This window comes from Mesorhizobium sp. WSM4829 (genome assembly GCF_055811475.1).
Window position 1 is genome coordinate 21,275 of sequence record NZ_JBVVQJ010000035.1, and the last position, 13,976, is coordinate 35,250.

At 62.6% G+C, this 13,976-nt stretch carries 9 protein-coding genes and 1 pseudogene; 8 read left to right on the forward strand and 2 right to left on the reverse strand.

Going from position 1 to position 13,976, the window contains the following annotated elements; genetic code table 11:
• Window positions 1-35: 35 nt before the first annotated feature.
• Window positions 36-1,964: an ATP-dependent zinc metalloprotease FtsH gene (gene ftsH / locus AC0L17_RS26685; protein ID WP_091593402.1), complete on the forward strand. Its 1,929-nt coding sequence runs from the start codon at window positions 36-38 to the stop codon at window positions 1,962-1,964.
• Window positions 1,965-2,412: 448 nt separating this feature from the next.
• Here the strand turns inward: ftsH and AC0L17_RS26690 are convergent, their stop codons facing one another.
• A complete protein-coding gene (locus AC0L17_RS26690; RefSeq protein ID WP_473517998.1) occupies window positions 2,413-3,078 on the reverse strand; it encodes a hypothetical protein in 666 nt (221 codons plus the stop codon).
• Between the two features lie 515 nt (window positions 3,079-3,593).
• Here AC0L17_RS26690 and glmM point away from each other — a divergent pair.
• The 5 genes from glmM to serA all read left to right on the forward strand — a co-directional run bounded on the left by glmM (window position 3,594) and on the right by serA (window position 10,086).
• Window positions 3,594-4,946, forward strand: a complete 1,353-nt coding sequence (gene glmM, locus AC0L17_RS26695; protein WP_091593398.1) for a phosphoglucosamine mutase — start codon at window positions 3,594-3,596, stop codon at window positions 4,944-4,946.
• A 222-nt stretch (window positions 4,947-5,168) separates the two neighbouring features.
• On the forward strand, window positions 5,169-6,014 hold the full coding sequence (locus tag AC0L17_RS26700; protein WP_473517999.1) for an outer membrane protein: 846 nt from the start codon (window positions 5,169-5,171) through the stop codon (window positions 6,012-6,014).
• A gap of 190 nt (window positions 6,015-6,204) precedes the next feature.
• The gene (locus AC0L17_RS26705) at window positions 6,205-6,951 is read left to right on the forward strand and encodes an outer membrane protein (RefSeq protein ID WP_473518000.1); all 747 of its coding nucleotides are present in this window, start codon (window positions 6,205-6,207) and stop codon (window positions 6,949-6,951) included.
• Window positions 6,952-7,138: 187 nt separating this feature from the next.
• Window positions 7,139-8,314: a phosphoserine transaminase gene (locus AC0L17_RS26710; RefSeq protein WP_473518001.1), complete on the forward strand. Its 1,176-nt coding sequence runs from the start codon at window positions 7,139-7,141 to the stop codon at window positions 8,312-8,314.
• A 173-nt stretch (window positions 8,315-8,487) separates the two neighbouring features.
• The gene (gene serA, locus AC0L17_RS26715) at window positions 8,488-10,086 is read left to right on the forward strand and encodes a phosphoglycerate dehydrogenase (RefSeq protein WP_473518002.1); all 1,599 of its coding nucleotides are present in this window, start codon (window positions 8,488-8,490) and stop codon (window positions 10,084-10,086) included.
• Window positions 10,087-10,192: 106 nt separating this feature from the next.
• On the opposite strand, the gene AC0L17_RS26720 is transcribed toward serA, so the two are convergent.
• A complete protein-coding gene (locus AC0L17_RS26720) occupies window positions 10,193-11,083 on the reverse strand; it encodes a DMT family transporter (protein ID WP_473518003.1) in 891 nt (296 codons plus the stop codon).
• 419 nt (window positions 11,084-11,502) lie between these two features.
• Between AC0L17_RS26720 and AC0L17_RS26725 the strand changes: the two genes are divergently transcribed.
• Together AC0L17_RS26725 and AC0L17_RS26730 are read left to right on the forward strand one after the other, a co-directional pair.
• A complete protein-coding gene (locus AC0L17_RS26725) occupies window positions 11,503-12,801 on the forward strand; it encodes an adenylosuccinate synthase (RefSeq protein ID WP_473518004.1) in 1,299 nt (432 codons plus the stop codon).
• Window positions 12,802-12,875: 74 nt separating this feature from the next.
• Window positions 12,876-13,976, forward strand: a pseudogene (locus AC0L17_RS26730) (hypothetical protein); the annotation flags it as partial.

Here is a 13,976-nt window from a genome sequence, read left to right on the forward strand (position 1 = left end):
CGCGTGTCCGCTGGCGGACACCAACGGGACAATTGATGAATCCGAATTATCGCAATCTCGCGCTCTGGGCGATCATAGCGGTCCTGCTCATCGCTCTCTTCAATCTGTTCCAGACGCCGCAGACGCGCGGAGCAGCGAGTGACGTCCCCTATTCGCAGTTCCTGCAGGATGTCGCGGCCGGCCGGGTCAAGACGGTGACCATCGCGGGCGCCCGCATCTCGGGCACCTATACCGACACATCTACCGGCTTCCAGACCTATTCGCCGGGTGATCCGTCGCTGGTTTCGAGGTTGCAGGACAAGAACGTCACCATCAACGCGCGCCCCGAATCCGACGGTTCCAATTCGCTGTTCAGCTATCTCATCTCCTGGCTGCCGATGATCCTCATCCTTGGCGTCTGGATATTCTTCATGCGCCAGATGCAGTCCGGCTCCGGCCGCGCCATGGGCTTCGGCAAGTCGAAGGCCAAGCTTTTGACTGAAGCGCATGGCCGCGTCACCTTCCAGGATGTCGCCGGCGTTGACGAAGCCAAGCAGGATTTGGAAGAGATTGTCGAATTCCTGCGTGATCCGCAGAAGTTCCAGCGGCTTGGCGGCAAGATTCCGCGCGGCGTGCTGCTCGTCGGCCCTCCCGGGACCGGCAAGACGCTGCTTGCCCGTTCGGTCGCCGGTGAGGCCAACGTGCCGTTCTTCACCATTTCCGGCTCGGACTTTGTCGAGATGTTCGTCGGCGTTGGCGCCAGCCGCGTCCGCGACATGTTCGACCAGGCCAAGAAGAATGCGCCCTGCATCATCTTTATCGACGAAATCGACGCGGTCGGCCGCCATCGCGGCGCCGGCCTCGGCGGCGGCAACGACGAGCGCGAGCAGACGCTGAACCAGTTGCTGGTCGAAATGGACGGCTTCGAATCCAACGAAAGCATCATCCTGATCGCTGCCACCAACCGGCCGGACGTGCTCGATCCGGCGCTGCTCAGGCCCGGCCGTTTCGACCGCCAGGTGGTGGTGCCGAACCCCGACATCGTCGGCCGCGAGAAGATCCTGAAGGTGCATGTGCGCAACGTGCCGCTGGCCCCCAATGTCGACCTCAAGGTGATCGCACGCGGCACGCCGGGCTTTTCCGGAGCCGACCTGATGAACCTCGTCAACGAATCCGCCCTGATGGCGGCGCGGCGCAACAAGCGCCTTGTCACCATGGCCGAGTTCGAGGACGCCAAGGACAAGATCATGATGGGCGCCGAGCGCCGCTCGTCGGCGATGACCCAGGCCGAGAAGGAACTCACCGCCTATCACGAGGCCGGTCACGCCATCCTGGCGCTGAACGTGCCGTCGGCCGATCCGCTGCACAAGGCGACCATCATCCCGCGCGGCCGGGCGCTTGGCATGGTCATGCAGTTGCCGGAAGGCGACCGCTATTCGATGAGCTACAAATACATGATCTCGCGCCTCGCCATCATGATGGGTGGCCGAGTCGCCGAGGAGTTCAAGTTCGGCAAGGAGAACATCACCTCGGGCGCCTCCTCGGACATCGAGCAGGCAACCAAGCTGGCGCGCGCCATGGTCACGCGCTGGGGTTTTTCCGACAAGCTTGGCCACGTCGCTTATGGCGACAACCAGGAGGAAGTGTTCCTCGGCCATTCGGTGGCGCGCACGCAGAACGTATCGGAAGAGACGGCGCAGATCATCGACGCCGAAGTGCGCCGGCTGATCGACGAGGCCTATTCGACGGCCAAATCCATCCTGACCAAGAAGAAAAAGGAATGGATCGCGCTGGCGGAGGGGCTTTTGGAATATGAGACGCTGTCCGGCGACGAGATCAAGCAGTTGATCGCCGGCCACAAGCCGGCACGCGATCTCGGCGACGACACGCCGCCGAGCCGCGGCTCGGCCGTGCCGAAGTCCGGCAGCCGCCGCAAGAAGGGCCCGGAGCCCGAAGGCGGCATGGAGCCTCAGCCGTCAAGCTAGGGCTCGGCTCAGAAGATTGATTTCGAAAACGCCGCGGCCTGGACCGCGGCGTTTCTGTTTGAAGTTGGAGAGGGCTGCCGGAGTTGTCCGCGGCCTTGCACGCGCAGTTGGCGATTGGCGAAAGCCGGCATGGCGGCTAATCTCCCCACTTGTGGGGGAGATGTCCGGCAGGACAGAGGGGGGCGCTGTCCCGCCGACCTGGCAACGTAGCGCAGCCATGCCCACGCTAACTAATCCCAATCAGCGAGGCGAATAATGGGAAGGTTAGCGATCCTTCGCGTCCCCTCTGCCATGCCGGGCATCTCCCCCACGACGGCCCACGACGGGGGGATTGGCAGAGTCGATGCTGCTCCTCGCAACGCAGGTAGCCTCTTGGAAAGTCGGCCAACAAAAAGGCCCGCGAAGCTTGCGGTTCGCGGGCCTTGCTATCTTCGAATGTTGATGCCGATCAGCTCTTCAGCGCGGCATTGCACAGGCTGTAGAAGCCGCCACCGGTCTGGATCCATTTGAGGCCGCCCAGCGTCCCGGCACCCTTGTTGGCGTGGTATTGGTCGCGGCAGGTGTACATGCGGGCCTTGGCCGGAGTTTCGCTGCTATATTTGTCCGAGATCGCCTTCGGAAACGTCACTCCCTGGGGAGCGGTCACGGTCGGCTTTTTCGGCTGGCTGGTGAGGCTTGCCTGATCGGCTGCCGGCTTGGTGTCGTCGTCGAAGGCACTGGCACCGCACTGGCTCATGCGGAAGTCGTTCCACTTCATGCCGTTCAGCGTGTTGCCGGCCTTGGCCGCCCGATATTTGGCGCCGCACTCCGCCCTGCTGAGGCCGCTGCCTGCATTGGCAGTTGCCGCTGCCTTGGTCGTCGCTGCGGCGGCCGCATCGGGCGTTGCAGCGCTGGTGCTGTTCGCCTTGGCTGGCGTGGCGTCGGTTGCGGCGGCGACGGTGGCGCATTCTGCCTTGCGGAACTGGTTCCAGTTCTGCCCGCCAAGTGTTCCGGCGTCCTTTGCCGCGTTATACTTGGTGCTGCATTCAGCCATGGTCAGCGCATTGGCGGGCGCTGCCAGGAATAAAGTCACGACGGCAAGACCCGTCAAAGTTGCAAGTCGATGGATGAGCATGTGTCTTCTCCCTCTGATGTTCACGTTATGTACCAAGCAAGCAATAGCACTCAACGAATGGTTGCGCCAGAGGCCAAATGGCGTAAAACCCTTCGGAAAGTGCATTATTTTGGATGAACTCGTTGCCAGCTCCTGCCCCCAGGCAATTTCCTGGGCGCATATGCACGGAAAACTTGTATAGAGCGGACCACTCTCCGGGAACTGCCTCGCATGACGGGCCGAGCGGGTCGGCCAGTGCGGCGGACCTGACTGCCTGGTCCAGAGCAACACGATTTGTGGGTTCCGAATTCAATGCCTATCGACTGACACTTGAAAGAATCCGGATGCGGTCTGAAGTCCCTGAACGCTGCTGCTGCAACCAGGGCAGGCAAAATCACAGCACTGACGTGACACAAAACACACAAGACAACAGTTTTCTAAGGAATGGTGCCCTATAATCATGAATTGTGATGATAGGGCTCGGGCCAATGTGTGGCATGACGTGCCGGCAATGAACCATCGGGAAGCTGACTAGCATGGCAGGAAGTTATTTCGGAACGGACGGCATTCGCGGCCGCGCCAACAGATTCCCAATGACGGCGGAGATCGCCATGAGGGTCGGCATGGCCGCCGGCCTTTCGTTCCAGCGCGGCAACCATCGTCACCGCGTCGTGCTCGGCAAGGACACCAGACTTTCCGGCTACATGATCGAGAATGCGATGGTGTCGGGCCTGTGCGCCGCCGGCATGGATGTGTTCCTGCTCGGCCCGATTCCGACGCCCGCGGTCGCCATGCTGGTGCGCTCATTGCGCGCCGACATCGGCGTGATGATCTCGGCCTCGCACAATCCTTACTACGACAACGGCATCAAGCTGTTCGGTCCCGATGGCTACAAGCTTTCCGACGAGATCGAGGAGCGCATCGAGGGCATGCTCGACAAGGATATCGAACTGGCGCTCGCCGACTCGGACGGGCTCGGCCGCGCCAAGCGCGTCGACGGCGTTCATGACCGCTATATCGAATTTGCCAAGCGCACGCTGCCGCGGTCGATGTCGCTGTCGGGCCTCCGCATCGTCGTCGATTGCGCCAATGGCGCCGCCTACAAGGTGGCGCCCGAGGCGCTGTGGGAACTTGGCGCCGAAGTTGTCGCCATCAACGTCGAGCCCAACGGCTTCAACATCAACAAGGAGTGTGGCTCGACCCATCCGGCCGGCCTGCAGAAGAAGGTGCATGAAGTGCGCGCCGATATCGGCATCGCGCTCGACGGCGACGCCGACCGCGTCGTCATCGTCGACGAGAACGGCGCGATCGTCGATGGCGACCAGATCATGGCGCTGATTGCCGAGTCCTGGCATCAGAGCGGACGGCTGGCCGGCGGTGGCGTCGTCTCGACGGTGATGTCCAATCTCGGCCTCGAACGCTTCCTCGGCGACATGAACCTGCAGTTGCACCGCACCAAGGTCGGCGACCGCTATGTCGTCGAGCACATGCGTGCGCACGGCCTGAATGTCGGCGGCGAACAGTCGGGCCACATCGTGCTGTCCGATTTTTCCACCACCGGCGACGGCCTCGTCTCGGCGCTTCAGGTGCTCGCCTGCATCAAGCGGCAGAACCGACCGGTCAGCGAATTGTCGAAGAAGTTCGCGCCGGTGCCGCAATTGCTGAAGAACGTTCATATTTCCGGCGGCAAGCCGCTCGAGGAAGCTTTGGTCAAGGCGGCGATCGAAGATGGACGCCACCGCCTGGGCCAGGCTGGCCGCCTGGTCATCCGGCCGTCCGGCACGGAACCGCTCATCCGCGTCATGGCGGAAGGCGACGATCAGCAACTGGTCGAGGCCGTGGTCAACGACATTGTCGAGGTCATTTCGGAAACCCGCAGCGCCGCCTGATCCCAGTTTTTGCCAGGTGAAAAGCCCGCCCTCCGGCGGGCTTTTTCGTGTGTCCGCACGCCAAATCGTTGGCGGACAACGCGAAAATCCTGAAAGATTTAGAGATTCATGGTTAAGCGATAGGGTTAAACGGCTTTTAACTTTTCCAATTCATTATCCACGACTGAAACCAATCAGATTCGGACGCGTTCGCTGTGCCGAGGGTTCTCAGGGGTGACAAGCATGTTCAATACAGCAAGAATGGGCCTCTTTGCCGCGCTGCTCGCGGGCGTGGCCGGACCAGTGTTCGCCGCCGACTTCGTCGAGCCGCCCGTGGTCGAGCCGGCCCCGCCGCCGCCCGTCTACGAGCAGCCGGTCGAATATGGCGGCTGGTACATTCGCGGCGACATCGACTACCACTGGTCGAAGTTCCGCGGCGGCGACTACATCACTTATAGCGCGGTCGCGCCGCAGAATCCCGGCCGCTTCGACAGCGGCGAGCTGGATGGCGCCTTCTCGGCCGGCGCCGGCGTCGGCTACCAGATCAACCGGCACTTCCGCACCGACCTGACCGCGGACTGGTTGAGCAAATCCGATTTCCGCGGCTCGACCAGCGGCTTCTGCGGCGTTAATCAGACGCCCTGCACTTCGACCGACCACTCGTCCTATACGGCGCTGCTGCTGCTCGCCAATGCCTATGTCGATATCGGCACCTGGCACGGCGTCACGCCTTATGTCGGCGCCGGCATCGGCGGCGCCTGGGTCAAATGGGACACGCTGCACAACAATGACATCGACGGCGAGTTCGAGCATCATGGCGGCAAGGGCTGGCGCTTTGCCTATGCGGCCATGGCGGGCGCCTCCTACTGCCTGACCGATCGCGTCAAGCTCGATCTCGGCTACCGCTTCAGCCATATCGAGGGCGGCAAGATGTTCGACTACGCTTCAGACAGCAATGTCGGTCCCGGCCGTGACAAGGGCATCAATGTGCACGAAGTGCGCGGCGGCCTGCGCTACCAGTTCGGCAACTCGGACTGTGCCCAGCCGGAGCCGATCGCCTACGAACCCGAACCGGTTTACACCAAGTAATCGCTTCGAGAGCAGGTTTGCGGACCGCCCGGCAAAAGCCGGGCGGTTTTTTCGTTGTGGCGGCAACGCGCATCAAAATCAATTCGCTAACGCCTTGTTATCCTTAACCGCCACTTAACCACTATGGTTAACAATGCCCTGAAACGGCGCTCGCGATCGCGAATGGCGCCACCTTCGGGAGCCGGGGATCATGACAGTCAAATCGCGCATAGCACTGGCGCTTGCAGCAATCGCCCTGACGCCGTTGTCGCGGGCGCTTGGCGCCGACTACGATCCGCCGATCTATGTCGACCAGGCGCCGGACTATGTGCCGGTCGAAGTCGGTTCGGGCTGGTATCTGCGTGGCGATGTCGCCTATCTGCCGGAAGAGAGCTACAGGAATGTGGACTTCGCTTTCACGCCGGCAAGCTATGAGGAGAGCGAGGATCCGGTTTTTGCCAGTATCGGCTTCGGTTATCATCTAAACGACTACCTTCGAGCCGAAGTGAATCTCGGCTATCTGCCCGGCAACAAGATTGACGTCAGATTTAACAACGGAATTGTTGCTGCTTCCGCGAATGTGGAAAACTCCGCCTGGACAGGGATGGTAAACGGCTATGTCGACTTGGGAACCTATGTCGGCTTCACGCCCTATGTCGGCGCAGGCGTCGGCCTTTATCGAAGCAAACGCAGCTTTTCGGCGAGCTTTGTCAACGCTCTAAACCCGGCAAGCAACTTCGATCTGCGTGACGACAAAACGCAGTATTCTTTTGCTTATTCACTAAATGCCGGTGTTGCGTACCAGGTTTCCAAGAACATCTCGGTTGATTTAGGCTACCAGTACCTGTCGGCGCCGGATGCCGAATATGCCACCCTGGCTGACTTGGATGACTCTCCAATCCGCAAAGGGATCGACTCCCATCAGATCAAGGTCGGGCTGCGCTACGATCTCTGGTAGGCACGGCGAAAGCCTTGGGAATGCCAGCGGCGGACTTTGGTCCGCCGTTCTGTTTTTCGGTGAGGACGCGGTAGTATCCCGTCAGCGACAAAAACTTTCCTCTTGACGCCGGAAGCCTGAACGCATATCGCCGTCTGTGGGCCACCCCTCCCCAACGAGGGGCCACTATCTGGAAGGATAGACCACGATGACGATCCATACGAAGCCCGGACTGCGCCCGGCAAATCCCAATTTTTCCTCAGGTCCCTGTGCAAAACGCCCCGGCTGGTCAGTCGAGGCGCTGGCCAATGCCGCGCTCGGACGCTCGCACCGCGCCAAGATCGGCAAGACCAAGCTCGAACAGGCGATCGAGCTGACGCGGGAAATTCTCCAAATTCCGGCGGATTATCGCATCGGCATCGTGCCGGCGTCGGACACCGGCGCGGTCGAGATGGCGCTGTGGTCGCTGCTCGGCGAACGCGGCGTCGACATGGTCGCCTGGGAGAGTTTCGGTTCCGGCTGGGTCACCGATGTGATCAAGCAGCTGAAGCTCGCCGACGTGCGCAGGATCGAAGCCGGCTACGGTGCGTTGCCGGATCTGACAAAAATCGACTTCGACCGCGACGTGGTCTTCACCTGGAACGGCACGACCTCAGGCGTGCGCGTGCCGAACGGCGATTTCATCCCAGCCGCCCGCAAGGGCCTGACCATCTGCGACGCCACGTCGGCGGCCTTTGCGCAAGAGCTCGATTTTGGCAAGCTCGACGTCGTCACCTTCTCCTGGCAGAAGGTGCTGGGCGGCGAAGGTGCGCATGGCATGCTGATCCTCAGCCCGCGCGCCGTCGAGCGGCTGGAAAGCTACAAGCCTGCCTGGCCGCTGCCGAAAATCTTTCGCCTCACCTCGGGCGGCAAGCTCATCGAAGGCATTTTTAAGGGCGAAACCATCAACACGCCGTCGATGCTGTGCGTCGAGGACTATCTCGACGCGCTGCGTTGGGCGAAGTCGATCGGCGGTCTCGACGCATTGATTGCCCGCGCCGACGCCAACGCCGCCATTATCGACGGTTTCGTCGGTAAATCCGCATGGCTCGGCCATCTGGCCACCGACCCGGCGACGCGGTCGAACACGTCTGTCTGTCTTTCCTTCACCGACCCGGACGTCGCCGCGCTCGATGCCGACGGACAAGCGGCGTTCGCCAAGGGCATCGTCTCGGCGCTCGACAAGGAAGGCGTCGCCTACGATATCGGCGCCTATCGCGATGCGCCGCCGGGCCTGCGCATCTGGTGCGGCGCGACCGTCGAGACTTCCGACCTCGAAGCGCTGCTGCCGTGGCTCGACTGGGCCTTTGCCGCGCAAAAGGCGTCGCTCAAGGCGGCCGCCTGATCCTCGAGCGAAGGGTGGCCGGAAGGGCCGGGTGGGGGCGCCTCCACCAACTCAACGATCCGCATTGCAGGAAGAAAAGATTTTGGCCGCGTCCGGCCGCAACGACCCCACCCCGGCGCTTCGCGCCGACCCTCCCGTCAGGGGAGGGGCGCCAATCGCAAAGGATGAAGCCCATGCCCCGCGTTCTCGTCTCAGACAAACTCTCCACCACTGCCGTGCAGATCTTCAGGGATCGCGGCATCGAGGTCGACTACCTGCCCGATCTCGGCAAGGACAAGGAAAAGCTGCTCGAAGTGATCGGCCAGTATGACGGCCTCGCCATCCGTTCGGCGACCAAAGTCACCGAAAAGCTGATCGACGCCGCCACAAGGCTCAAGGTGGTCGGCCGCGCCGGCATCGGCGTCGACAATGTCGACATCCCGGCGGCGAGCCGCAAGGGCATCATCGTGATGAACACGCCCTTCGGCAATTCGATCACCACCGCCGAGCATGCCGTCGCCATGATCTTCGCGCTGGCCCGACAGATACCGGAAGCCAATGCCTCGACCCATGCCGGCAAGTGGGAAAAGAACCGCTTCATGGGCACCGAGATCACCGGCAAGACGCTGGGCATCATCGGCTGCGGCAATATCGGCTCGATCGTTGCTACGCGCGGCGTTGGCCTGAAGATGCACGTCATCGCCTTCGATCCGTTCCTGTCGGACAGTCGCGCCGAGGAGCTCGGCGTCGAGAAGGTGGAACTCGACGAGCTGTTCGCCCGCGCCAATTTCATCACCCTGCACACGCCCTTGACCGACAAGACGCGCAACATCATCGACGCTTCGGCGATCGCCAAAATGAAGACCGGCGTGCGCATCATCAACTGCGCCCGTGGCGGGCTGATCGTCGAGGCCGACCTGATCGCGGCGTTGAAAAGCGGCAAGGTGGCAGGCGCCGGCATCGACGTGTTCGAGGTCGAGCCGGCGGAGAAAAGCGAGCTGTTCGGCATGGAGAATGTGGTGGCGACGCCGCATCTCGGCGCATCGACGATGGAGGCGCAGGAGAACGTCGCTCTGCAGGTCGCCGAGCAGATGGCCGACTACCTGATCAAGGGCGCCGTTTCCAACGCCATCAACATGCCGTCGATCACCGCCGAGGAAGCGCCGCGCCTAAAACCCTTCGTCAAGCTGGCCGAAGTGCTCGGCGCCTTTGTCGGCCAGGTCACCGAGGATCCGATCAAGGAGGTCGAGATCCTGTTCGACGGCTCGACCGCGACGATGAACACGCGCGCGCTGATCAGCGCCACACTTGCCGGGCTGATCCGGCCGCAGGTCTCCGACGTCAACATGGTTTCGGCGCCGATCATGGTCAAGGAGCGCGGCATCATCGTCGCCGAGGTCAAGCGCGACAAATCGGGCGTGTTCGACGGCTATATCAAGCTGACGGTCAAGACCGAGCACAAGACGCGTGCGATCGCCGGCACCTGCTTCTCGGACGGCAAGCCGCGCTTCATCCAGATCAAGGGCATCAACCTCGACGCCGAGGTCGGTCAGCACATGCTGTACACGACCAATGCCGATGCGCCCGGCATCATCGGCCTGCTCGGCACGGTCTGTGGCGAGAACGGCGTCAACATCGCCAACTTCCAGCTCGGCCGCAACCGGCCTGGCGGCGATGCCATCGCGCTGCTCTATCTCGATGCGCCGTTCCCGGAGAAGGTGCTGGAACAGGTGCGGGCGCACAAGTCGATCGACTCCGCCAAGCGGCTGCATTTCGACGTCGGCGTCGCCTGAATCATGCGCGAGCGCCCCGCGGGCTTTGTAAGCCCACGGGGCGTTTCGACAATGGCGTCGAAATATCGACAGAGTTCTTTCACGGCCCGTCACAGGTTTCCGGCTGTCAAATCGCCATTTTCCGTCCGCTGTATTCGGCCAGGCTGATGCCGCCGAGCACCAGCACGAGGGCCACGCCCTGATAGAGCTGGAATGTCTCACCGACGATCAGCACCGACAGCAGCGTGCCGAAGATCGGCACCAGGTTGATGAACAGGCCGGCCCGGTTGGCGCCGATCAGTTCGTTGCCCCTGATATAAAAAATCTGCGAGACGACCGAAGCGCCGATCGCAGTGTAGAACGCTATCGCCCAGCCGCGCGCATCGGGGACGATGATCTTGCCGGCAGCCACCTCCCACAGCAAGAAAGGTAGCGAGGTGACGAGTGCGGCAATCGACAGCGCCAGCATCAGGCTTTGCCAGCGTATCGCCGGCTTCAGCCGCAGTCCGACCGAGTAGAAGCTGTAGCAAAGCACCGCGATCAGCATGATGGCGTCACCGAAGTTAAGATCCAGCTTGAGGAGCTGGCGCAGATCGCCGTGGCTGGCGGTCAGGGCGACGCCGATGATCGTCAGCGCGACGCCGGCGATCTGCACCCGGTTCACACGCAGGCGAAACAGCACGAAATTGGCGAGGATGATGACGACCGGGATTGCCGCCTGCTCGATCGAGACGTTGATCGCCGTCGTGTAGTTGAGCGCCGTGTAGAAGATCGCGTTGAAAAAGGTGAAGCCGCAAGCGCCGAGCCCGCCAAGCAGCAACCAATGCCTGCGCACCACCGGCCAGTCCTCGCGCAGCGTTCTCCAGCCGATCGGCAGTAAGATCAGAACGGCCAGAACCCAGCGCAGGAAGACCAGCGTCATCGGCGAAATATGGTCGACTGCCAGTTTGCCGGCCACGGAGTTGCCGCCCCACAGCAAGGTGGTGGACAGCAGGAACAGATAGGCGGTTCGATGCATCGCGAAATTCCAGCCGGGGTGGGCAGGGTCATTGCCGACCTAAAGCGCGTCGCGTCTGAACGAAGCAGATGCGACGCGCTTCAGGTTCTTGTTTTTATGCAGGTCGTTATCGCAAAACCGCTGCGCACTTTTGCGCGACATGCATTATTGTGGTGGTTCGCCCAAGTAAATGATGTCAAAGGCGAAAATTGTTGTGCCTGAGGGCGCTTTCGGCGGCAAAGAATGGTCGCGCTCGCCGGGTGTTGACGTTATAGAACGACGTACGTCCACCTGGACGCGCAAAAGTACGGGTCTCAAGGCTTTGAACGTTCGCGTCGTGCTTTCCGAAAATCGATTCCGATTTTCTGGCCGATGCGATAGAAGCCTGTCGTTTCGAACCATTCAAGCCGCTCGGAGCGGCGCCTCAAGGGATAAGAAACATGGCCAATGTGGTGGTCGTCGGCTCGCAATGGGGCGACGAGGGCAAAGGCAAGATCGTTGACTGGCTGTCGGAACGCGCCGACGTCGTCGTGCGCTTCCAGGGCGGCCACAATGCCGGCCATACGCTGGTCGTCGACGGCAAGGTCTACAAGCTGTCGCTGCTGCCGTCCGGCGTGGTGCGGCAAGGCAAGCTGTCCATCATCGGCAATGGCGTCGTCTTCGATCCGCATGCCTTCGTAGCCGAGGTGACGAAATTGAAGGCGCAAGGCGTCGAGGTCACGCCGGAGCGCCTGAAAATAGCCGAAAACACCGCGCTTATCCTGTCCTTGCACCGGGAGCTGGACGGATTCCGCGAAGACGCCGCCTCCAATTCGGGAACGAAAATCGGCACGACCCGTCGCGGCATCGGCCCCGCTTATGAAGATAAGGTGGGCCGGCGCGCGGTCAGGGTGATGGATTTGGCGGATTTGGAAACGCTGCCCTTGAAGGTCGACAGGCTGCTGACGCATCACAATGCGCTGCGCCGCGGGCTCGGCCACGCCGAAGTCACGCATGACGCAATCATGAGTGAGCTGATTTCGGTCGCCGACGAGATCCTGCCCTATATGGACCGCGTCTGGAAGATCCTCGACGACAAGCGCCGCGCCGGCGAACGCATCCTGTTCGAGGGCGCGCAGGGTACGCTGCTCGACATCGACCACGGCACCTATCCGTTCGTCACTTCGTCCAACACGGTAGCCGGTCAAGCGGCCGCCGGATCCGGCGTCGGCCCGGGTGCCATCGGTTATGTGCTCGGCATCACCAAGGCCTATACGACGCGTGTCGGCGAAGGTCCGTTCCCGACCGAACAGAAGAACGAGATCGGCGAGTTCCTGGGCACGCGCGGCCACGAGTTCGGCGTCGTCACCGGCCGCAAGCGCCGCTGCGGCTGGTTCGATGCCGTGCTGGTTCGCCAAGCCGTCGCCGTAAACGGCATCAAGGGCATCGCCCTGACCAAGCTCGACGTGCTCGACGGGCTGGACGAGATCAAGGTCTGCACCGGCTACCGCCTCGATGGCGAGGCGATCGACTATCTGCCGGCCAGCCAGGGTGCGCAGGCGCGCGTCGAACCGGTCTACGAGACGCTGGAGGGCTGGAAAGGCACCAGCGCCGGCGCCAGAAGCTGGAACGATCTGCCGGCCCAGGCAGTCAAATATGTCCGTCACATCGAGGAACTGATCGGCGCGCCGGTCGCACTCCTTTCCACCAGCCCTGAACGGGACGACACAATACTTGTGACCGATCCGTTTCAAGACTAGATTCCAAGCTGTTCCGGGCATCGCGGCCGATTTGCGGGGGCCGGCCCAGAAACGAAATGCAGGTCGACTGAAGCATGGCAGATTTTGTTGGTGCCCTGAAAAAGACGCTCGACGGCCTTGGAAATCCGACGCCGGAGATACGCGCCAGGGTCTATGACAAGGCCCGTTCGACAATCGCGGACAAGCTTGCGAAGAACATACCGCCGCTGGCGCCGTCGGTCGTTGCCCAGCATAAGCGCACTCTGGAAGATGCCATCGCCAGCGTCGAGCAGAGCTACGCCAAGCCTGCGCCGGCATCCGATCCGCTGTCGGAGCTGGAAGACATCTTCTCCTCCATCGACCGCAACAAGAACCAACCCAGCCATGTCCGCCAGCCGGCAAAGGCCGAGCCGGCATGGCAACCGGCCAAGACCGAGCCGGAATGGCAGCCGGCACCTGCCGCCAAAGCCGGGCTGAATTGGCAAAAACCGCCTCCAGAGGACACCGATGCGGAGCCTTCGGACGCGGATCTTCCAGCGGCGTACGAGGGCAGCGATAGCTTTAGAGACGATGTCTTCCCCAACGACGAGGAGCCGGCGCCGGACACTTTTCAGCATCCTGCCGAGCGCAGGCGCAGCTATGGCGGGCTGATCGCCGCTGTCGTCGCCTTGCTCGTCATCGCGGGCGGCGGCTACGGCATCTGGCTGAACAAGGACGCGTTCAGCAACATGCTGGGTCTCAACAGCACGACGGTCGCAACCGTAGAACCGCTGGTGAAGCCGAGCCCGGCCGAGCGGCCGGCTGCCGATGCTGCGGCAAGGGCCCCGGCCGCAGCGGCTCCAGCCGATGCCGAGGGCACAAAGTTCACCCAGCGGCTGACACCTGAGGGCGGTGAGGTCGATCCCGGCCCCGCTTCAGGGCAAGGCGGCATCGGAGAGGGCGAATCCGTCGCAGCACTGACCACGCCGCCGCCGGCCGCACCTGCGCCTGCAGCGCCGGCCGGTGATCCGCCAGCCACGACTGTGCCCGCAACGCCGGGTGCGGTCCCCGCAACACCGCCTGCCGACGGCGCGCCGCCGGCGCCGGCGGCGCCGCCCCCGAGCGCCGCCCCCCCCGCCCCCCCCCCCCCCGGGGCCGCGCCGGGGGGGGCCCCGCCCGCCCCCCCCGCGGGAACCCCCCCGGCGGGCGGGCCGCAA